At 68.4% G+C, this 20,088-nt stretch carries 17 protein-coding genes; 6 read left to right on the forward strand and 11 right to left on the reverse strand.

Annotation, left to right across the window (positions count from 1 at the left end; genetic code table 11):
* The first annotated feature begins 54 nt into the window (after nt 1-54).
* Nucleotides 55-1,878, forward strand: coding sequence for an ABC transporter ATP-binding protein (locus E0H75_RS20055; RefSeq protein WP_238163148.1), 1,824 nt, complete (start codon nt 55-57; stop codon nt 1,876-1,878).
* The gene (locus E0H75_RS20060; RefSeq protein ID WP_131515103.1) at nt 1,871-3,652 is read left to right on the forward strand and encodes an ABC transporter ATP-binding protein; all 1,782 of its coding nucleotides are present in this window, start codon (nt 1,871-1,873) and stop codon (nt 3,650-3,652) included. The genes E0H75_RS20055 and E0H75_RS20060 overlap by 8 nt, the downstream gene beginning before the upstream one ends.
* On the opposite strand, the gene E0H75_RS20065 is transcribed toward E0H75_RS20060, so the two are convergent.
* The 8 genes from E0H75_RS20065 to E0H75_RS20100 all read right to left on the reverse strand — a co-directional run bounded on the left by E0H75_RS20065 (nt 3,643) and on the right by E0H75_RS20100 (nt 14,416).
* On the reverse strand, nt 3,643-4,164 hold the full coding sequence (locus E0H75_RS20065; protein WP_131515104.1) for a hypothetical protein: 522 nt from the start codon (nt 4,162-4,164) through the stop codon (nt 3,643-3,645). The two genes, E0H75_RS20060 and E0H75_RS20065, sit on opposite strands and share 10 nt — an antisense overlap.
* Complete coding sequence (locus E0H75_RS20070) at nt 4,161-7,712, reverse strand: CHAT domain-containing protein (protein WP_131515105.1); 3,552 nt, start codon at nt 7,710-7,712, stop codon at nt 4,161-4,163. Before E0H75_RS20070 ends, E0H75_RS20065 begins: the two co-directional genes overlap by 4 nt.
* Nucleotides 7,713-7,733: 21 nt before the next feature.
* Nucleotides 7,734-8,768, reverse strand: a complete 1,035-nt coding sequence (locus tag E0H75_RS20075) for an ABC transporter ATP-binding protein (protein ID WP_131515106.1) — start codon at nt 8,766-8,768, stop codon at nt 7,734-7,736.
* Entirely contained in the window at nt 8,765-9,763 is a 999-nt protein-coding gene (locus E0H75_RS20080) for an ABC transporter ATP-binding protein (protein WP_238163149.1), read from the reverse strand. Before E0H75_RS20080 ends, E0H75_RS20075 begins: the two co-directional genes overlap by 4 nt.
* The gene (locus E0H75_RS20085; protein WP_131515108.1) at nt 9,738-10,676 is read right to left on the reverse strand and encodes an ABC transporter permease; all 939 of its coding nucleotides are present in this window, start codon (nt 10,674-10,676) and stop codon (nt 9,738-9,740) included. The genes E0H75_RS20080 and E0H75_RS20085 overlap by 26 nt, the downstream gene beginning before the upstream one ends.
* A gap of 3 nt (nt 10,677-10,679) precedes the next feature.
* A complete protein-coding gene (locus E0H75_RS20090) occupies nt 10,680-11,678 on the reverse strand; it encodes an ABC transporter permease (protein WP_131515430.1) in 999 nt (332 codons plus the stop codon).
* Nucleotides 11,679-11,739: 61 nt separating this feature from the next.
* Complete coding sequence (locus tag E0H75_RS20095; RefSeq protein WP_202873064.1) at nt 11,740-13,452, reverse strand: ABC transporter substrate-binding protein; 1,713 nt, start codon at nt 13,450-13,452, stop codon at nt 11,740-11,742.
* Between the two features lie 31 nt (nt 13,453-13,483).
* On the reverse strand, nt 13,484-14,416 hold the full coding sequence (locus E0H75_RS20100; RefSeq protein WP_131515109.1) for an ROK family protein: 933 nt from the start codon (nt 14,414-14,416) through the stop codon (nt 13,484-13,486).
* A 118-nt stretch (nt 14,417-14,534) separates the two neighbouring features.
* Here E0H75_RS20100 and E0H75_RS20105 point away from each other — a divergent pair, with 118 nt between their 5' ends.
* The 4 genes from E0H75_RS20105 to E0H75_RS20120 all read left to right on the forward strand — a co-directional run bounded on the left by E0H75_RS20105 (nt 14,535) and on the right by E0H75_RS20120 (nt 18,092).
* On the forward strand, nt 14,535-15,737 hold the full coding sequence (locus E0H75_RS20105; RefSeq protein ID WP_131515110.1) for an ROK family transcriptional regulator: 1,203 nt from the start codon (nt 14,535-14,537) through the stop codon (nt 15,735-15,737).
* A gap of 26 nt (nt 15,738-15,763) precedes the next feature.
* Nucleotides 15,764-16,183 (forward strand): hypothetical protein, encoded by a 420-nt coding sequence (locus E0H75_RS20110; RefSeq protein ID WP_131515111.1) that lies wholly within the window; start codon nt 15,764-15,766, stop codon nt 16,181-16,183.
* 89 nt (nt 16,184-16,272) lie between these two features.
* On the forward strand, nt 16,273-17,442 hold the full coding sequence (locus E0H75_RS20115; RefSeq protein ID WP_131515112.1) for a sensor histidine kinase: 1,170 nt from the start codon (nt 16,273-16,275) through the stop codon (nt 17,440-17,442).
* Complete coding sequence (locus E0H75_RS20120; protein ID WP_131515113.1) at nt 17,439-18,092, forward strand: response regulator; 654 nt, start codon at nt 17,439-17,441, stop codon at nt 18,090-18,092. The genes E0H75_RS20115 and E0H75_RS20120 overlap by 4 nt, the downstream gene beginning before the upstream one ends.
* Here the strand turns inward: E0H75_RS20120 and E0H75_RS20125 are convergent.
* From E0H75_RS20125 to E0H75_RS43620, 3 genes are all read right to left on the reverse strand, one after another.
* The gene (locus tag E0H75_RS20125) at nt 18,086-18,781 is read right to left on the reverse strand and encodes an ABC transporter permease (RefSeq protein ID WP_165553866.1); all 696 of its coding nucleotides are present in this window, start codon (nt 18,779-18,781) and stop codon (nt 18,086-18,088) included. The two genes, E0H75_RS20120 and E0H75_RS20125, sit on opposite strands and share 7 nt — an antisense overlap.
* Before the next feature lie 88 nt (nt 18,782-18,869).
* Entirely contained in the window at nt 18,870-19,790 is a 921-nt protein-coding gene (locus tag E0H75_RS20130; RefSeq protein ID WP_202873065.1) for an ABC transporter ATP-binding protein, read from the reverse strand.
* Nucleotides 19,787-19,978 (reverse strand): hypothetical protein, encoded by a 192-nt coding sequence (locus E0H75_RS43620; RefSeq protein ID WP_202873066.1) that lies wholly within the window; start codon nt 19,976-19,978, stop codon nt 19,787-19,789. The genes E0H75_RS20130 and E0H75_RS43620 overlap by 4 nt, the downstream gene beginning before the upstream one ends.
* Between the last annotated feature and the right edge of the window lie 110 nt (nt 19,979-20,088).

Consider the following 20,088-nt stretch of genomic DNA (forward strand, 5'->3'; position numbering starts at 1 on the left):
CAGGCCTGTGAAACTCGGATGTTTTTGTCGGTGGTCCCCGTTACGGTCGGTCAAGTGCTGACTCTGTTGCGGTACGCGTTGCGTGTTGCACCGTGGAGCACCGCCTTGACGATGAGCCTGGCGGTGCTCGGCTCCTTGCTGGGCATGGCCGTCGTGCTGCTCACCGGCCGCGTGGTCGGCGCCGTTCCCGGGGTGATCGACGATGCGCCCGGAGCGATGTCGATGACCGAGTTCAGCTGGCTGCTCGGCGGACTGCTGGTGGTGTTCGTCCTGGAGAGTCTGACGCCCGCGATCCACCAGGTGGCGACGCTGATCATGGACGCGGCGCTCACCCGCGCGATCGGCACCGGCATCACCGAGCCGCTGCTTCGTCCGCGCCGGATCGCGCATCTCGAGGACACCGAGGTGCTGGATGTGCAGGAGCGGGCCAAGGGCAAGGGCGGCTTCCATCTCGCCCAGGGCCTGGGGAACCTGCCGTGGCTTTTCGCGAGCCGGGTCACCCTGATCGGCTCGGCGGTCATCGTCGGCGTGATGTTCTCGTGGCCGGTCGCGGCGATGCTGGTCGCGGTGACGTTCCTGCTGGAGTGGTACGGCGGCCGCCTGATCGAGCGCGAGATCGACGTGTGGTGGGGCAACACCGAGGAGCAGCGGCGGGCCAACTATCTGTTCGACCTCGGCATGCGGGACGCGCCGAAGGAACTGCGCGTCTTCGGCCTCCACAACTGGCTTGTGCAGCGGTATGTCCGCGAGTGGACCGCTGGTTTCCGCCCGGTCTGGGAGCGCCGCCGCAGGAACGTGAAGTGGTCGATCCTGACCGGCGGCCTGCACCTGGCGGCGAACGGCCTGGCGATCCTGCTGGCCGGCCGCGCCGCGCTGAACGGCGATCTGCCGTTGACCGAGGTCGCGACCACCATTCCGGCGATCCTGGCCATCGGGGTGTCGAGCAACGGGTACGGCGTCGTGCAGGTGCGGCGCGGGCTGTCGGCGTACCGGGCGATGAAGGGGCTGCCGGGGACGATCGCCGAGCGTCATCCCGAGCCGCGCGCGGCCACCAAGCACCGCGTCGAGACGATGCCGGCCCGCGAGGTCCGGTTCGAGAACGTGAGTTTCCGGTACCCAGGCTCCGACGTCGACGTACTCCGCGACCTCAACCTCACGATCCGTTCGCACGAGGCGCTCGCGCTCGTGGGTGTCAACGGCGCCGGCAAGTCCACGCTGGTGAAGCTGCTGGGCGGCGCCTACCGGCCGACGACCGGACGGATCCTGGTCGACGGCGTGGACCTCGCGGACATCGACTTGACCGCTTGGCAGCGGCGCATCGCCGCGATCGTTCAGGACTTCCTGCGCTTTCCCCTGTCGGTGACCGACAACGTCACGTTCGGCGCGGTCGAGCGCGTCGACGACGAGGTCGGGCTGGCCAAGGTCGCCCGCGAGTCGGGCATCGACAACGTCGTACGCCGGTTGCCGGACGGCTGGGACACCGTGCTCGACAAGACGTTCGACGGCGGTGTCGACCTGTCCGGCGGTGAGTGGCAGCGGATCGCGCTGGCGCGGGCGCTGTTCGCCGTCCACGCGGGCGCCGGTGTGCTGGTGCTCGACGAGCCGGCGGCGGCCCTCGACGTACGCGCCGAGGCCGAGCTGGTCGAGCGATACCTGGAGCTGACGTCCGGTGTGGCGTCGCTGATCATCTCGCACCGCTTCTCGGTCGTCCGGAACGCGGACCGCATCTGCGTGCTGGCCGATGGGCACATCGTCGAGGACGGGACGCACGACCAGTTGCTCGACAAAGCTGGGACGTACGCGGCCATGTTCCGCCTGCAGGCCGAGCGCTACGTGACGTCCTCGGACAAGGCCGGTAGCGAGGTCCTCGATGCGTAGCCTCCGGATCTGCTGGCTGTGGCTGTCCACGTCGTTCCGGGCCGCGCCGTTGCTGATGACGATCTCGACCGTGCTGGTCGCGGCCAGAGCGATCACCGCCCCGCTGCAGACGTACGGCGTCAGCCGGCTCGTCGACGGGATCACGCAGGACGAGTCGAGCACGATCGCGCTCGGCATCGGCATCATCGTCGGTGCGCTGGCGGTCTCGTTCGTTGCCGACGTCGTGGGCTGGCCGTTGCAGGACACCGCGCAGGAGCGGATGGCAGGTCGCGTGCACGCCGACCTGCTGGACGTGACCACGGGCATTCCAGGGCTGACGCATCACGAGCGGCCGGACGTCGCCGACCGGCTGGAGCTGGTGCGCGAGCGTGCGTGGCGGATGGGCGTCGGTGCCGAGGTGCTGCTGTGGGCCTTCGCGACGATCGCCAACACGGTGACCGTGCTCGGATTGCTGGGGTCGGTGAATCCGCTACTGCTGATTCTTCCGCTGCTCGGCGCGTCGCGGATCTGGTCGGCGTACCTGAGCAGCACGCGGCAGCACAAGGCGTGGGAGGACTCGATGCCTCAGGAGCGCCTGATCGACCGGCTGATCGAGGTGGCGAAGGATCCGCGGACGGGCCTCGAGGTGCGGGTGTTCGGGCTCGGGCAGGTGCTGCTGGATCGGATCTTCGCGTTGCAGACGGAGCGGTTCCGGCGCCGGGTCGCGGCGGCGCGGTGGGGCGGGAAGGTCGACGGGTCGGTGCGGCTCGTGTTCGGTCTCGCGTACGCCGCGGCCGTGGTGTGGATCATCGCGCGAGCGCGCAACGGGCAACAGACGGCCGGCGACGTCGTACTCGTGCTGCTGCTGGCGCCGCAGGTCGATCAGATGACCGGCGGGATCGCGCGGAACGTGTATTGGGTGGGCGAGGTCGTGCGGAGCTTCAGCCGGTACGACTGGCTGCGCACGTACGCGAAGGAGAACTCCTGGACGTCGAGCACGACCCCGGCGCCAGCCCGGCTCGTGTCCGGCATCGAGCTGCGGAACGTCGGATTCTCCTACCCTGGCACGGATTCCGCCGTACTCACCGATGTCAGTCTCAGTCTGCCCGCAGGGTCGGCGGTCGCGTTGGTGGGGGAGAACGGCGCCGGCAAGACGACCTTGGTCAAGCTGCTGGCGCGGATGTACGACCCGACGACCGGGCGCGTCCTGGTCGACGGCGTGGACCTGTCGACGATCTCACCGGATGCCTGGCGGTCGCAGCTCTCGGCGGGGTTCCAGGACTTCGTCAAGTTCGAGCTGGTGGCCCGCGACGTCGTGGGGTTGGGCGACGTCGACCGTGCGTCGGACGAGGCGGCCATCCGTGCCGCGGTCGCGCGAGGCGATGCGGAGTCCGTCATCGGTGGGCTGCCGCGCGGTCTCGATACGCAGCTGGGCAAGAAGTTCACCGACGGCGTCGAGCTGTCCGGTGGCCAATGGCAACGACTCGCGCTGGCCCGGGCGTTCATGCGCGATCGCCCGCTGCTGTTGCTCCTCGACGAGCCGACCGCAGCCCTCGACCCGGAGGCCGAGCACCGCCTCTACGAGCAGTACGCCGCCGCCGCGAAGATCGCGGCCACCGAGACCGGCGGCATCACCGTGCTCGTCTCGCACCGCTTCTCGACCGTCCGCATGGCCGACCTCATCGTGGTCATGCACAACGGCCGCGTCGAGGAGGTCGGCACACACGAGGACCTCCTCGACGCGGGCCACCGCTACGCCGAACTCTTCGAACTCCAGGCCCGCGCCTACCGCTGATCCCCGGTGTCCGACGACTGTCCGCCGGAGAAGAGTTTGGTGATGGCCCGCAGCGGCGCGTCCGGCGACTGGTACTCGATCTCCTCGACCTCGTCGATGGAGCCGTCCGGGTTGTGCCGCTTGGCCTTCAGTTGGCGCTTGACCCCGCCCGTTTTTCTCAGGTACATGCCGTAGGCAACGGTGATGGCGATGAGAGCTACCTCGATGACGGGCAGTTGCGCCTTGGCGTCCTGCAGAGCCCCGCGGACGGCGTCGCGCTCGGCCGGGTCCTCCCAGGCACCGGCCAGGACCGTCAGGCAGGCGGACTCGATCTGTGCACTGTCCTGCTCGACCATGGTCAGTGCCGCGTCGAGCTCAGGACCGCGATCGCCGGCGGCCTGCCGCATCTCCTCGATCATCCTCGCCGGGTCGAGGTCTCCGGTCTTCTCGGCGACGTAGTACCGCGTGGCCTGCTCGACCGCGTCGGCATCGGGCCGCAACTCGGCCAGCAGTTCCTCGAACGTTTGGCTCATTTCCAGTCCCCCTCCAGCATCAAGGCCCAGGCATAGCGCGGCGGAAGAGTTTCCGCGGCGGCTGTGCAGGCCTGGTGTAGCGCACGGGCCAGATCCAGGTCGCCTGACAGCCAGATCTCGAGCGTTGCGTCGAGAATAGGGGCAACCTCGGCGGGAGGCACCTCCCACCGCGGGGCGATCAGCGCGCGGCTGCCGGCCGGACCGAACGCGGTGAACAGGCCGAGACGTTCGCCCAGGCCCGACCAATGGACGACGCCACTCAAACAGGCCAGCGAGAAGATCACCATCGGTGCCTGCGCCAGGGCCTGCAGCGCCGACCAGTCGAGCCGATGGCGCCGGCCGTGCTCGGTGGCAGCAGCGATCGAGTTCCGCAACGGCAGGGCTCCCGCGTCGGCGACGACGATGCCGACTTCGTTCGTCTGCGGATCCTGATAGCCGTGGCAGAGAAGCTTGGCGACGTCGACTGTGCTCAACAGCGACATCACGGCCGCGGCGTCGGCCGGCGCGTCCTCGGCGGCCTCGAACTCCAGCCCGGACGAGTTCGCGAACGCCTCGGTCCGGGCTGTCGAGGTCACAAGAGCGTCACGGACCTCTTCCGCGTCCCCGTACTTCGGCACCCGCACCACCCCGAGCCGTCGGACGGGTCTCGACTGCGTGTGTTGCAGGAGTGCGAACCATCCGGCTGCGTACGAACACGTCCAGACGCCACCGCAGGCAGCATGCCAGGGCAGACCGACGAGGTCAGGGTGCTCGATGACGACCACATGGTCGCCATCGGTCAGCTCCTCGGACAGTTCCCGCGTCCACCAGGCGACAAGGGCCTGCCACCGCTTGTGCTCCAGTGGGTCACCGGAGCGTCCGCGCCGCCAGCCGCGGATGAGGTTGGGCAGAACTGGCGCGAGGGCGACCGGGTCTTCGTCGGGCGCCTCGAGGAATCGTGACCGCACCTGCCCATCCGGCAGGATCACAGTGAGCACGCACACGTACACGTCGACCGTCTCGATCCACTCCACGACACCGATGGTCCGGTCCGGTTCGGCGAGCGCCGCGAGTCGATCGTCGTCCGGCACAGGCGCGTCGCTACTCCACGATCGGCTGTTCCGGGCGACCGTACGGCCGATCGCGTTGCGGCCCAGGTCTGCCACCTGACGAAGAGCACTCCAGGGCGCGCTCTGGCGATCGAGCACGCTGTCCAGGGCTGCCGCCGCCAACCGTTCGGCCGCATAGCGGAGCGGCTCACTGCCGGTTGACACGGCAGCCAGGTCCCGGACATCGCGATACATCCGGCGCAGGGCCGTCGGCACCTTGCCGAGGAGTTCGCCGGCACCGTCGGAGTCGTCGTACTCGAAGGCGAACGCGGCCAGCCGCAGCAAGACGATGGCGTCGGGAGTCTGCCCGAGCTCGACGGCGAGTCGATCGGCGGCCAGCCATCGGTCCTGGTTGTCGGCCAGACCGAGGACGTCGTGCAGGACGGCCGTCGCGTTCGCGGCGGTGCAGGCGACCGGTACGTCGCCGGCGGCGATCGCACGATCGCGCACCTCGGCCAGGCTGCGGTCGATCGCATCGGTCTGATCCCGATCGACAAGCTCCGGCGCCTTCCCGGCCAGGATGAACAGTGCCGCGGCCGTCGGCAGCACGACGTCCGGATCGATGACCACCTTGGCCGGATCGAGGATCTCGCGCACCAGCTCGGCCGCTCTGGCCGGCTCGACGGGCGACAGGAGGTTGGCGAGCGCAGCCCGCAGCGAAAGAGCACGGTGTGCCTGTGGACCGCCGGCGAGGGCGAGTGCGCGTTCGAGCGCCTTGATCGCCTCTGGCACCCGGTGCAGCATCGCGAGCGTGACAGCGACCGAATGGAACGCCTCCAGGCGTTCCGCGGCGGTGCCCCGGGTGGTCAACTCGGTGAAGATGGCGAGCGCGGCATCCGGTGCGCCTGTCTCGCGCAGGAGGATTCCGATGTTGCGGTCCCCGACCGCCTTGTTCGCATCGCCGGCGTCAGCTGGCAGCGCGGCTCGAGCTTGCCTGGCGACCTCCAGTGCTGCGTCCGGCTGTCCGGCCAGCCGCAGTGCGTTCGATCGCTCGGTCAGGAGCGCCGCTCGGCGCATGTCGCCCAACTCGGCCTCCCAGGGCCGAGGCTCCGAACCAACTCTCGCCAGGAAGCGTTTCGGCTGCCGGAGCAGCTTGAGCCGCGAACCCAGCCAGATCTCGACCGCGGCACGTGCGTCGGCGGACGGATAGAGCTCGATCAGACGATCGGCGAGACGCTCGAGTTCGTCCGCCTGCCCGGCCCGGAGCAGCGGCGCGTCCATGTCCTTGAGGAAGGACAGCGCCGAGTCGACCTCGTCGCCGCGCTCGTGGAAGGCGTCCACGGCTTCGAGGAGTCGCTCGAAGCCGGGCTCAGCGTCGTAGCCGGCGAGGACGTCGTTCACGACGCTGTCCAGATCGGAGAAGCCCAGGAACTCGACCACCTGCTGCACCGTGAGAATCTCCTGCCCCGTGATCCGGCCTGGCCCAGCGCCGGCATCGCTGCCCTGTGCGACCCGGTCCTCCATCACAGTGGCGAGGAGGAGCTGCGCTGCCCACCAGGCGTCCTGTCTCGTCACCGTGGCTCGGGCGAACTGTTCTGCCACGCGCAGCGGGCCGAATCCGGCCGGAACCTTGTCGCTGTCCCGCCGGCACGCGAACTCGAGCGTCGCCAAAGCCATGGCCCATTCGCGTCCATCACCGACCGGGACCTCGGCGCGCAGATGCGCCGCGGCTCTGGTTGCCTCGAGCACGTAGCGGCCGTGGAACGGGAGATCGTCGGTCTCCAGGCTGTCGGCGTAGTCGTCGAAGGCGTCGAGCGCGCCCGGCAGAACGTAGCCGCGCAGGACGTAGCGCTCCAGGTCGAGCTGGAGGGATTCACCTCCCGCCTGGTCCTGCATCCACGAGTAGCACAGTGCCAGCCAGACCTGGGCCTGCATCGACCCGTAGTACCGCAACAGCGCTTCGAACATCGGGGGGTCCGCCTGGCCGGCGTTCGGGTCACGGACCGCGGCGACTGTGGTGCCCGGCACCGGCGCGATCGCGGGCACGATCGCCGCAGCGAACGTCTCGGCGGGAAACTGCCGCCAGTGATCCTCGAGGTACTCCATCAGGCGATGGTCGGCGATGGCCGTCCCGGCAGCGTTGACAGCGGCCAGACGCCCCTTCATCCGGGCAGCAACGCTTCGGGTCAGGCTGTCCGCCGACGGGTGGACGACGTACGGCCGGTCGACCGCCAAGTCACCGCGGGCGATCACCGCTTCGGGGTCCCAGTCCTGGGCCATCCGGCCGCAGAGCAGGTCTATCGCTCGCGGCTCATCCGAGACGCAGACCACGCTGACCTCGGCGTCCAACGGATCGTCGCAGACCTCACACCGTGCCACCAGCAGTTCGCCGCTGAAGAGCTTGCGCAGCCCATCGATCCCCGCGTCGTGGACGACCTCGACGAGGCCGCCGGCTTCGAAGGCAGCACTCGGCGCGCCACAGTTCGGGCACAGGTGTGTCACGTCCTCTTGATACGGCATCCCTGCGCCGTTGGAAAGCCGTCAGGCGTCGGGTTCGGCCACGTGGCAGGCGGCTTCGTGGTTGGTGCCGAGGATGCGGAGGGTCGGGGTGGTCTGGTGGCACTCGTCGACGACGAGCGGGCAGCGCCAGCGGAAGCGGCAGCCCGGGGTCGGGTCGATGACCTTCGGCGGCTCTCCGGTGTCGCCTTCGACGGCGGCAGTCAGTGGGGCCCTCGGGTCGGGGACCGCGCCGAGCAACAGGTCGGTGTACGGGTGCTTGGGGTTGGCCAGCACGGACTCGGCCGGACCGGACTCGACGATGTGCCCGGCGTACATGATGGCGAGACGGTCGGCGACGTACCGCGCGCTCGCGATGTCGTGGGTGATGTAGAGGAACGACACACCCTCGGTTTCGCGCAGCTCGCTCATCAGGTTGAGCAGGCCGATGCGGATCGACACGTCGAGCATCGACACCGGCTCGTCGGCGAGGATCAGCTTGGGTTTGTGCGCCAGCGCTTGGGCGAAGCCGACGCGTTGCCGCTGACCGCCGCTGAGCTCATACGGGTAGCGGTGCATGATGTCGCCGGCAGGGGACAGGCCGACAGCCTCGACGACGCGTTCGGCTTCCTCGAGCCGCTGTGCCCGGGTGAGCTCCGGGCGGTGCAGCTTCAGGCTGCGCAGGATGCCGTGCGACACGCGGAAGGCGGGGTTGAGCGAGCTGAACGGATCCTGGAACACCATCGGTACGTCGCCGCGGTACGCGAGCTGGTCCTTGCGCGACCGCATGCTCGACGTCGGCCGGCCCTGGTAGTAGATCTCGCCGCTCGTCGGTTGGTACACCCCCGCGAGCAGCCGGGCGATGGTGCTCTTGCCGCTGCCGCTCTCTCCAGCGAGTGCGACGATCTCCTGCCGGTCGATGGTGAGGTCGACGTCGTCGACCGCGTGCAGCATCTGGCGGGACAGCCCACGGCCGACGCGGAAGTGCCGGGTGAGCTTCTTGGTCTCGAGCAGCGGCGCCGTCGACGCGCCCGAGTCCTGGCCGGTCGACGACTTGGAGTCCACGCTGACATCGGTCATGACGTCACCTCCTGGACGGGCTCGGCCGGCTGGGTCTGGCCCGGGGCGTGCAGCAGGCAGCGCGCCTGGATCGGACCGACCTGGTAGAGCTCAGGCTCGATCTTCGGACAGTCCTCGAACGCCACTGGGCAGCGCGGATGGAACCGGCAGCCGCTCGGTGGGTGGGCCAGGTTCGGCGGGGTGCCGGGAATCCCGGTCAGTGGTTGCTTCGGGCCCCGGATCGACGGGAACGCGTCGAGCAGGCCCTTGCTGTACGGGTGCGCCGGGTGGTCGAAGACCGCGCGGGTGGCGCCGAACTCGACGACCTGACCGGCGTACATCACCATCAGCTGGTCGGAGAAGTGGCTGACCAGCGACATGTCGTGGGTGACGAAGACGACCGCGAAGCCGAGTTGCTGCTGCAGTTCCTTGATCTGCACCATCAGGGATCGTTGCGCGACCACGTCGAGGGCCGAGGTCGGCTCGTCCATGATGATCATGTCGGGGGTGAACAGCAGCGCCATCGCGATCATGGCCCGCTGCCGCATCCCACCGCTGAGCTGGTGTGGATAGCTCCTGAGGTGGATCGGGTCGATGCCGACCATCCGCATCACCTCGGCCGGGCGGTCGTCGTCGACCCGCTCGTCGTGCGACATGATCGCGTCGCGGAACTGGCTGCCGATGCTCTTCACCGGGTTGAGCGCGTTCATCGCGCTCTGCATCACCACGGAGTAGTCCCGCCAGCGCAACGCGGCCAGCTTCTTCTCGTTCATCGCGACGAGGTCCTGGCCCTGGAAGTGCACGCTGCCGCCGGTGATGGCGGCCGGTGGGCTCAGCAACTGGGCGATGGCGAACAGCAGCGTCGACTTGCCGCAGCCCGACTCGCCGACCACCCCGACGAACTCACCGGCGTGGACGTCGAGATCCACCGAGTCGACCGCGACGACCGGGCTGCTGCCGGTGTCGTACTCGACGGTGAGATCGCGGACCTCAAGAATTGGCTGCTGACTTGGCACGTCGCCTCCGAACCGGCCGCAGTGCGGGGTTGCTGATCTCGTCGAACGCATAGTTGAGCAGGGCAAAGGAAACACCGAGCAGCGCGACCGCCAGACCTGGCGACAGCGCCCACGCCGGCAGTCCGTTCACCAGGGCGCCCTGGTTCTGCGCCCAGTAGAGCATCGTGCCCCAGCTGAGTGAGTTGGGATCGCCGAGCCCGAGGAACTGCAGGCCGGCCGCGGTCAGTACGGCGTACAAGGCGGCACCGAGGAAGTTCGCCACGATCAGCGAGATCATCGTCGGCAACACCTCGACCACGATGATGTACGACCGGCGCTCGCCGCGGACCCGGGCCGACTCGAGGAAGTCCCGGTTGCGCAGCGACAACGCCTGCGCGCGCATCTGTCTGGCGCCGTACGACCAGCCGGTGAGGATCAGCACGATGATGATCACGGTCAGGTTGCCCTTGCCGGCGTACGTCGCCAGCACGATGATCAGCGGGAACGTCGGCAGCACCAGGAAGATGTCGGTCATCATCGACAGCACGTTGTCCGCGGCGCCGCCCAGGTAGGCGGCCGAGACCCCGATGATCACGGACAGGATCGTGGCGCCGAGGCCGGCGATGACCGCGATGACCAGCGACTCGCGGGTGCTGTAGATCAGCTCGGCGTACACGTCCTGGCCGAGGCCGGTGGTGCCGAGCCAGTGTGCGGACGAAGGTCCCTGCAACGGCAGGTCACCGATCGCCTGTGGGTCGCCCTTGAGCCACGGGACGAACAGCTTCGGGACGGCGGCCAGCAGGACGAACAGCACCAGCAAGGCCGCCCCCAGCATGGCCTTGCGGTTGTGCAGGATCGCCCGGAAGATGCCGCCCCGCGGGCGGCGGGTCGCACTGGGTGCCGGTGCAGCGGTGCCGGCGACGATCGCGCTCATCGGTTACCCCTTCGTCCGGGCTCGTGGGTCGAGCAGGAACACCGCGAAGTCGCAGAGCAGGACACAGATCAAGACGGCGAGCGTCACCAGCAGGAACAAGGCCTGCAGCAGTGGGTAGTCCGTGCTCACCGTGGCGTTGTAGAACATGTAACCCAGTCCGGGGTAGTTGAAGACGTACTCGACCAGGATCGTGCCGGAGATGACGAAACCGAGTGACATCGCGAAACCGGACAGGTTGGGCAGGAATGCGTTCCGGCCGGCGTAGCCGAACATGATCTTCCGGCTCGGGATGCCCTTGGCGCGGGCCATCCGGACGTAGTCCTCGGCCAGCGTGGTGACCATGTTGTTGCGCATGGTCAGGATCCAGCCGCCGACCGCGGTGATCAGGATCGTGGCGGCCGGCAGGATGCCGTGCTTGATCACGCTGCCGGCGAACTCCGCGTTGAAGCCTGGTGTCAGCCCCTGGTCGTAGTTGAAGTCGTTGGGCAGGATCGGGTTGTCGCCGATCGCAAAGATCGAGATCAGTAGCAGCGCCACCCAGAAGTACGGCAGCGCCGAGGTGACGATGAAGACCGGCGGCACGACCCCGTCGATGAGCCCACCGCGCCGCCAGCCGGCGATCGTGCCGATCAGGGTGCCGATCGCGAACGCCAGCACGGTGGTGATGCCGACCAGACCGAGGGTCCATGGCAGCGCGTCGCCGATCAGGGTCGTCACCGGGACACCGAGGCTGCTGCCGACCGACACGCCCCAGTGCCCGGTGACCATCGATTTCAGGTACTCGCCGTACTGCAACACGATGTTCTTGTCCGGATCGAAGCCGAACTCGGCCAGCACCGTCCGCAACTGCTCCGGCGTGACGACCGAGCCCCCCTTGCTGAGCCGCTCCCGCAATGCCTCCTCGGGACTGCCGGGCATCATCCGCGGGATGAAGAAGTTCAGCGTCATCGCCGCCCAGAGAGTGAGCACGAAGAACCCGATACGACGGATCAGGTATCGCACAGCCACCAGCTCCTCGTGCTCACTCTTGCCACGTTTCCTTCCTGCTTACTTCTGGGCCTGCTTAGTTCTGGGCCGACTTCGAGTACAGGTTCGCCAGCACCTGCCCGGCGTCCGGGATGTTGTACGGCGCCGGCTGGGCGTACGGGTTGTCCTGCGTCGGCCAGCCCTCGATGTCCTTGGTGTTGTACTGGTACCAGTCGACCGACTCGGTGGTCGGGATGAGCGGCACGTCCTTGATCATGTACCCGGAGATCTGCTTGATCAGCTTGACCTGGGTGTCGGGGTCGGCGCTCGCGTACTGGTCGAACAGCTTGTCGACGTCGGGGTTGATGTAGCGCGAGTAGTTGCTGTTGGCCTGCTTGCCGATCGGGGCGGTGTTCTTCGAGTACAGCAGCTGCCGCAGCTCGTAGTACGGCGAGGGTCCGCCGGACAGGCTGGAGTACGCGAGGTCGTAGTCACCGGTGTAGAGCTTCTGGTTGTACGACTGCTGCTGCAGGTCCTGGGTGGTCAGCTCGATCCCGACGGCGGCGAGCTGCTGCTTGACGACCGCCAGGGACGCGTCCCAGTCGGTGTAGCCGGTGACGCTGATGACGTTCAGCTTGAGCGGGTTCGACGAGCTGTAGCCGGCGCTGGCCAGCAACTGCTTGGCCTTCTCCGGGTTCGGCTTGTCGTAGCCGGCCGCCGTCAGTGCGTCCTTGTCGAAGTACTTGTCGAAGGTCGGGGTGACGACGCCGGTCTGGTTGGCGGCCGGCTGGTAGCCGCTCTCACCGATCTTCGAGATCTGCTCGCGGTCGAGCGCGTAGGCGATCGCCTGCCGGACAGCCAGGTTGCTGGTCACCTTGTGCGACGGATCGAGGTTCGGGACGAGTGCGACGTTCGCGGTCGGCGGGAACCAGTAGTTGTTCTCCGGCGACTTCGACTTGTAGAACTTGTCGATGTTCGGGATGTACTGGCCACCCCACTGCGCCTTGCCGCTGGCCAGGTCGAGGTTGGCCGGGTTGTTGTCCAGGTAGGCCGGGTACTGCACCTTCGACAGGTACGGCTTGCCCGGCTGCCAGTAGCTGCCGTTGGCGGCGTAGGTGATGTTGTTGCTGGAGCAGGACTCGACCGTGAACGGCCCGGTGCCGACCGGCTTCGGATCCGCCCAGGTGGCCGGCTTGGACGCCGCTTCACCGGTGGACCAGATGTGCTTGGGCACGATGTTGACCTGGTTGGCGAAGTTGAAGAAGTACGGCTCCGCCGGTGCCTTGAACTTCATCGTGACCTTGTTGCCGGCCGCGGTGACGCTGGTCAGTCCGGCGCCGGTCCACAGCGCGTACAGGTCGAGAGCCGGCTGCTGCTTCATCAGGTTGAAGGTGTAGACCACATCGTCGGCGCTGAACGGCTGTCCGTCACTCCACTTCACGCCGTCGCGGATGGTGAAGTCGATCGAGTCCTTCGTCGGCGACCAGGTGAAGGCCGAGGCCAGCATGGGCGTGGTGGCCCCGCTCTTGAGCACGTTGACGAAGACCAGGGGCTCGTAGACGAAGCCGCCCGCCACGCCGTTGACCGACGGGTTGAACGGGTTGAACTGGCAAGGCCAGGTCTGACCGCCGACGTTGGCGATCGTGACGACGCCACCCTTCTTGAACTGCCCGGTGCTGCCGCCGCTGCTCGTCGAGGACGACGGGTTGCTGGACGCACTCCCGATCGGCTTGTCGCCGCCGCCACAGCCCGCGGCGGCCAGTATGCCGACCGCCATGGTGGCGACGGCGATCCGTTTGATGCCCCTCATCGTCTCTGCCTTTCACTCCTCGATCTCATGGTCATGCGAATGCCTCCGCACCGAGGACCGCGCCCGCGGCCTCGACTCCGAGGGCGAGTGCGCCCACCAGCGGCGCGTCCGAAGGGAATCGGGCCAGCTCCAGTTCCGGTGGGAACGGGACGGCCGCGTCGAGTGCCCGGCGCAGTTCGGGACCGATCCGGTCCCAGGAACCGACCAGGCCGCCACCGACAACGATGCGGGCCGGGTCGAGGGCGATGGCGAGGTTGACGACGTGCATCGCCAGCTCGCGGTTGAACTCGTCGGTGAGGACGGCGGCATCCGGCTGGGTCGCCGACCGGGTGAAGACGTCCGCCGCCGATACCCGCTGTCCGAGCCGGGTGCTGCCGGTTGCCTCGAGTGCTTGGCCGCTGACGACATCCTCGAGGATCGTGCGCTGCGCCGGCTCGATCCAAACATCCGCGGCGGTCCGCAGGTTGTAGGCGATCTCTCCGGACGCGCGGTGCGCACCGGAGATGACCGTGCCTCCGGCAACGATCGCTACCGCGAGGCCGGTGCCGAGGTTGAGGTAGATGCCCGGATCGCAACCGGCCAACGCACCCCACCGCACCTCGGCGGCAGCCGCGGCCTTCACATCGGTCCCGAGCAGGACAGGTACGTCGGGGAACGCCTCCCGCACCATCCGGCCGAAGGGGAGTTCACCCCAGCCGGGAAACGTCGGCGCGAGCTCGACGTGGTCGTCGTACGGAATCCCGAGCGTCGCCGCGCCGACCGCCGCGAGTTCCCCGTCCGCAGCGACCTCCGCCAACAGTTCCTGGGCCGCGGTCAGACCGCGTCGCATTGCCGCCTCGGCTCCTGCCTCGGCCAGACTGTCGATGGTGGTCGTGCCGAGACGCCGGCCGGACAGGTCGCCGACCGCGACGGCGATCTTCGTCCCGCCGAAGTCGAGACCGAGCACAACCGGGGTACGAATCATGGGCTGGCAACTCCACCGTGCCGTCCAATAGAATCGTTAGGAAACTAACTTAACAATCCTGGCGGGCACAAGGCCCAACTTTGCAGCTTGACCAATTCGCGACCCAAAGGAGACCGACGTGACGGTTGTCGCCGGAGGTGCCGCCGCAGCCCGCCCGCAGCTGATTCGCGCGATCAACGAGCAGGTGCTGCTGGAGCACATCCGGCGGTCTGGTCCGGTGTCCCGGACGGAGCTGGCCACGCTGACCGGTCTGTCGAAGCCGACGGTCTCTGCGGCCCTGGCCACCATAGAACGTGGCGGGTTGGTGCATGCGTCCGGCCAGCGGACCGGCGTCCCCGGTCCGGCCGCGCGGCTGTACGACGTACGCCCGGAGGCAGGGTTCGTTCTTGGTCTCGATGTCGGACGCGAGTTCCTGCGTGGAGCGATCGCGGATCTGCGGGGCACTGTGCGTTGCCGACTCAGCGTGCGTACGAAAGCAGTGCGCGAGATGGCTCGGGTCCAGGAGCTTGCCGATCTCGCGGCGACGCTGCTGGACGAAGCAGGCATCACCGCGTCGCAGCTCACCCAGACGGTGATCGGAAGTCCGGGTGTCTACGATCCGAAGCGCGACACTCTGACGTTGACCGGGCGCCTGTCGGGTTGGGATTCGCCCGCGGTGTTGCCGGCGCTGCGCGAGCGGTTCGGTCCGACGTTGATGATCGAGAACGACGTGGACGCGGCCGCCCTGGCCGAGCGGGTCCACGGTCATGGTCGCGATGTCGACAGCTTCGCGTTCGTGTCAGTCGGTACGGGTATCGGTATGGGCTTGGTGCTCGACGGCAAGCTCCGGCACGGCTTCCACGGTGTGGCGGGCGAGATCAGTTACCTGCCGTTCACCGAAGGCAGCGGCAGCGATGCGCGGGACGCACGCAAGCGGGGGAGCTTCGACGCGTCGGCGTCGGCCGCGGCCGTGGTCAGAGCTGCTCGGCGTGCGGGTGTGCGAGGTGCGACGTCGGCGGCGAAGGTGTTCGCGGCAGCGGCGCGTGGTGATGTGATCGCAGCCGCGGTGGTGACCGAAGAGGCACTCCTCGTGGCCAAGGCAGTGTGCAGCGTCATCGCGGTCGTCGACCCCGAGCTGATCGTGCTGGGCGGTGGCATCGGCCAGGCACCGGGCTTCCTCGATGCGGTCGTCGAGCAGTTGCGCCTGCTTTCGCCAGTGATGCCGGAAGTGAAGATGAGCGTGCTCGCGGCCGACACGGTCGTGGCCGGCTGCGTTGCCGCCGGGCTCGACCGTGCGTGGCAACACCTGCTGGGCCGGATAGCTCAGCCGGCCACAGCCTGACGAAGGGGGCGAACTAGGCTGGCGGGGTGGACAGTCAGCCGAGTTGGCGCGAGGAACGGCGGGAGGCAGCCGCCGTCCATGCCGCCGCGCTCGAACGTCGCAGGGCCGCCGAGACCGCGCAGGCCCGCGCACTGCTGACCGACTTCGTCCGGACGATGAAGGAACGAGGCGTCGAGCCACAGCCGCTGCGGGCACAGGTCACCGGATCGGGAGCCAGCTACCGCACCGGCATCACCGGCTGGTACCTGCGCCGCAACCGCTCTCTCGGTACCGACGCCGAGGGCAACTTCTACATCCTCGGTACGCCGGCCAGCCTCAGCGCCCGGCTCTTCGGCGTACGCATCCTGCCCTCCGATCCACCGATCACGGTCGGCCTGGGCGCTCGCGACGGTGAGTCCATGCCGCTCGCGCAGCTTCTCCAGCTCCGGCTGGACGAGAGCGACTGACCCGCGTTTCTCCAACCCTGGGTTGATCTGTGGGTTGATCTTCCGTTGACGACAGTGATCTGTGCGGGGTCGGAGCCTATGGTCGTTCGGTGATCGCCGGAGCCAGAAGTGTGCCCGCGTTGGTGGCGCTGCGTCACGCCCGGGCCCATCACGAGACGACGTGGCGGTGGCTGCGGCTGGTGGGTCCGCTCATCATAGGGCTGCAGATCATCGTGCTGAGCCAGTCGGCGCCTGGTCCAGGTCGGCACGGCGAGGGACTGGTGATCTCGGTCGCGATTGCGGCGTTCGCCGCCGGGGCGTTCGGAACCTTCGCCGCTCGGAGCGGGCCGACCTGGGTGCGATGGCTCTCGATCGCGGTCCTGTTCGTGGCAAGCGTCGTACTGCTGCGGCTGCAGCCGTCCGGGCCGGGAGTGCTCGGGGTGTTCGTCGCCGTGGCTCTGATCGGGCGCAGGCTTCCGCCGATCCCGGGCACTGCGGTTGTCGGGGCGGGGCTGGCGCTTCTGCTCGTCGGGGGTGATCGGTCGCCGTTGCCGGCGCTGTTGACCAGCATCGCGATGGCAAGTTTCTACGCCGTGATGCGTCTGGCCGAGCGACTGAGCGAGACCAACGAAGAGGCGGAACGGCTGCTGCTCGAGCTGGAACGGACCCGCGACGCGCAGGCTCGTGCCGCCGCGCTCGCGGAGCGCCAGCGACTGGCCCGCGAGATGCACGACGTACTCGCGCACTCGCTGTCAGGGTTGGTGCTCCAGCTCGAAGGTGCGACTGTGCTGGCCGCCGGCGACGACCGTCTCTCCGGAGTCATCGACCGCGCGCGGCATCTGGCCGGCTCAGGACTCGACGAGGCCAGGCACGCCATCGGCATGCTCCGCGACGACCAGGCGCTGCCCGGGCCGGGGGAGCTGCCGGCGTTGACCGCTCGGTTCGGGCACGACACCGGCATCCGGTGCGAACTGACCGTCGTCGGCAACGAGCACGCGCTCGACGCAGACGCCCGGCTGGCCGTCTATCGGGTTGTCCAGGAGTCCCTGACGAACATCGCGAAGCACGCCACGCGACAACGGTGCGTCACCGTGAAGCTCACCTACGAACCGGGGCTGGCAAGGCTCATCGTCGAGGATTACGGCGATCCGGCAACAACCTCGGGTTGTTCCGGCTATGGCCTGACCGGTATGCGTGAACGCGCCGAGCTGCTCGGCGGGCGCCTTGATGCAGGCCCGACGCCGACAGGTTTCCGGGTGGAACTGGAGGTGCCGGCATGATCCGCGTGCTGAGCGTCGACGACCAGCGCGTGGTCCGGGAGGGACTGGCACTGGTGCTCGGGCTGCTGCCCGATGTCGAGGTCGTCGGCACCGCCTCCGGGGGCGAGGAGGCGGTGCGCATGGTCGGTGAGTTGAAGCCTGACGTCGTACTGATGGATCTGCGGATGCCGCGCTGCGACGGGGTCGAGGCGACCCGGCGGTTGCGTGACCTGCACCCGGAGGTGAAGGTGATCGCGCTGACGACGTACGCCGATGACGAGTCGGTGCTCGCCGCCCTCCGAGCGGGTGCGCGCGGTTACCTGACGAAGGACGCGAGGTCGGCCCAGATCCACGAGGCGCTGCATCGGGTGCTGGACGACCAGGCCGCGATCGACCCGGCCGTGCAGCATCACCTGGTCGCGGCGATCGCGGCGGATCCCGGTACGCCGAAGCCCACGGCGGTGTCCGACGACGTGCTGACCCGGCGCGAGACCGAGGTGCTGACGCTCATCGCCGAAGGCCTGTCGAACGCCGAGATCGCGGCCCGGCTGGTGGTGACCGAGGCGACCGTGAAGAGTCACGTCAACCACCTCCTCGCCAAGATCGGCGCCCGGGATCGTGCCCGTGCCGTCAGCTACGCCTACCAACACGGTCTCCTCAGGCATCAGTAGCTCGAGGCGCTTGAAGAACGCATGGGCCGGCCCTGGCGGGTCCGGGTCGGCTCCCAGCGGAAGACGGGCAGCGACACCAGCAAGCCGGCGACAGACCAGCCGCACAGCACGAGGACGTCTCGCACCGGGAGCCCGGTGCCGGCGAGCGCGTGACCCGCGGCGTCGATGATCGGACGCACCGGCAGGTACGACGCGATCGTGGAAACCCACGACGCCTTCACCGGATCGCCCACCGTGCCGGAGAACAACACCACCGGCAGGTAGGTCAGGCCCAGAATCGGGAACGCACTGGCCACGGTCGAGATGAAACCCGTGACGGCCGTCGCCGCGGACGCACAGGCGAGCGCCCCGAGGAAGACGGCGGCAAGCATGCCGATCGCATGCCAGACGTCCAGGTCCGTACCGAAGAAGGCCACACCGGCGAGTACGGCGACCGCACCGGCGAGCACCGCGACGAGCACCGACGCGACGATCTGACCACTGAGATAGCACCACGCGGGCAGCGGTGTCGCACGCCAGCGCTTCATCACCCCGGACTCCCGGGCTGCGACCAGCCCGATCCCATGGGTCGTCCAGGCGATCATCGTCGTACCGAGAACCGCGCAGCCCGCCAGCCGGGACGGCGCGATCTGACCGTCCGAGGAGTTCAGCAGGAGCAGCAGGATCGGGAGAACGAGGCCGGTGCTCATCGCTCTGGGAGTGCGAAGGAGCAAGCGGACCTGGTGGGCGATCTGGCCCAGCAGGAGTGGCAGGACCGGTGGCAGTCGCGTTCCCGGATCAGACATGGCTTGCGAAGAGGGCATCGTGAGGCTCCGAGTGGGTGATGGACAGGTAGGCCTCTTCGAGGCTCGGTGGACCGACTTCGAGGGTCGTCAGTTCGAGCCGGTGGTGATCGGCCCACGCGAGGAGGTCCGCGAGGACGGGCTCGATTCGGTCCGTGTGGAGGCTCAGCATGCGTTCGGTGACGTGGGCGGCCAGAGACGGCGGGAGATCGGGAGCCCCGACCGGCAACGGGAAGCGGACAACACTCAGACCACCGCTGGCTCGCATCGCTGCGGGCGTGGTGTCGGCCACCAGCCGCCCAGCGGAGAGCACCATCACCCGATCCGCGAGGTGGTCCGCCTCGTCGAGGTAGTGCGTGGTCAGCAGGATCGTCGTACCCGCGTCGTTCAGCCGCTCCACGCTGGCCCAGCAACGCCGTCGCGCCTCCGGGTCGAGGCCGGTGGTGGGCTCGTCGAGGAACAGTACGTCGGGGTTCCCGATGATCGCGAGCCCGAGATCGACCCGGCGCTGCTGTCCACCGGACAACGCGCCCACCCGCGTTCTCGCGTCGTCGGCGAGGTCGATCAGTTCCAGTACTTCGGCGACCGGCCGCGGGTTCGGGTAGAGCCGTCCGAACACGCGCAGCAGATCCGCGACAGTCGGCTCGGTCTCGAGGCTGGTCGACTGGAGGACGAGGCCAACCTGCGCGCGCCACGCACGGCCGCCGCGCGGCGGGTCCTCACCGAGGACCCGCACCTGACCAGAGGTCGGCTCGGCGAACCCCTCCAGGATCTCGAGCGTCGTGGTCTTGCCGGCACCGTTCGGTCCCAGTACGGCGACCAGTTGGCCCTCGTCGATATCGAAGCTGACGCCGTCGACGGCGGCGAAGTCGCCGTACCGCTTGGTCAGGTCGCGGACGGAGACGACGCCGGTCACCGGTCCCGCCCGGGACGGTCGCGCTGACCGTTGCCCTTGGCATCCATGACGACGTTCGCCGCACTCCAGATGCCGACAGCGGCACCGACGGCGATCAGCAGCGGCCGGTGCGTGACGATCCCGAACACCAGCAGGCCGATGCCGATCAGCGCGCGCAGGTACGGGTTGAATCCCAGGAGTCGAAGCATGTCCAGTCCCTTGCCTTGATTGCTTGCCGCAACCAGCGTCGGCGAACCGACGGGGCCCGGTCATCGGCGTGACTGTTGAAGTCCGGGCAGGACATGCCTCGGTCGGAGGG

The sequence above is a fragment of the Kribbella capetownensis genome, from assembly GCF_004331485.1.
In the GTDB taxonomy this organism is placed as follows: domain Bacteria; phylum Actinomycetota; class Actinomycetes; order Propionibacteriales; family Kribbellaceae; genus Kribbella; species Kribbella capetownensis.

What these genes read in the sequence shown, in the direction of transcription:
- E0H75_RS20065 (WP_131515104.1), bottom strand. Translation starts at nt 4,164, where the DNA reads ATGAGCCAAACGTTCGAGGAACTGCTGGCCGAGTTGCGGCCCGATGCC.
- E0H75_RS20095 (WP_202873064.1), bottom strand. Translation starts at nt 13,452, where the DNA reads ATGAGGGGCATCAAACGGATCGCCGTCGCCACCATGGCGGTCGGCATA.
- E0H75_RS20125 (WP_165553866.1), bottom strand. Translation starts at nt 18,781, where the DNA reads ATGAGCACCGGCCTCGTTCTCCCGATCCTGCTGCTCCTGCTGAACTCC.
- E0H75_RS20085 (WP_131515108.1), bottom strand. Translation starts at nt 10,676, where the DNA reads ATGAGCGCGATCGTCGCCGGCACCGCTGCACCGGCACCCAGTGCGACC.
- E0H75_RS20120 (WP_131515113.1), top strand. Translation starts at nt 17,439, where the DNA reads ATGATCCGCGTGCTGAGCGTCGACGACCAGCGCGTGGTCCGGGAGGGA.
- E0H75_RS20060 (WP_131515103.1), top strand. Translation starts at nt 1,871, where the DNA reads ATGCGTAGCCTCCGGATCTGCTGGCTGTGGCTGTCCACGTCGTTCCGG.
- E0H75_RS20075 (WP_131515106.1), bottom strand. Translation starts at nt 8,768, where the DNA reads ATGACCGATGTCAGCGTGGACTCCAAGTCGTCGACCGGCCAGGACTCG.
- E0H75_RS20100 (WP_131515109.1), bottom strand. Translation starts at nt 14,416, where the DNA reads ATGATTCGTACCCCGGTTGTGCTCGGTCTCGACTTCGGCGGGACGAAG.
- E0H75_RS20070 (WP_131515105.1), bottom strand. Translation starts at nt 7,712, where the DNA reads ATGCCGTATCAAGAGGACGTGACACACCTGTGCCCGAACTGTGGCGCG.
- E0H75_RS43620 (WP_202873066.1), bottom strand. Translation starts at nt 19,978, where the DNA reads ATGCTTCGACTCCTGGGATTCAACCCGTACCTGCGCGCGCTGATCGGC.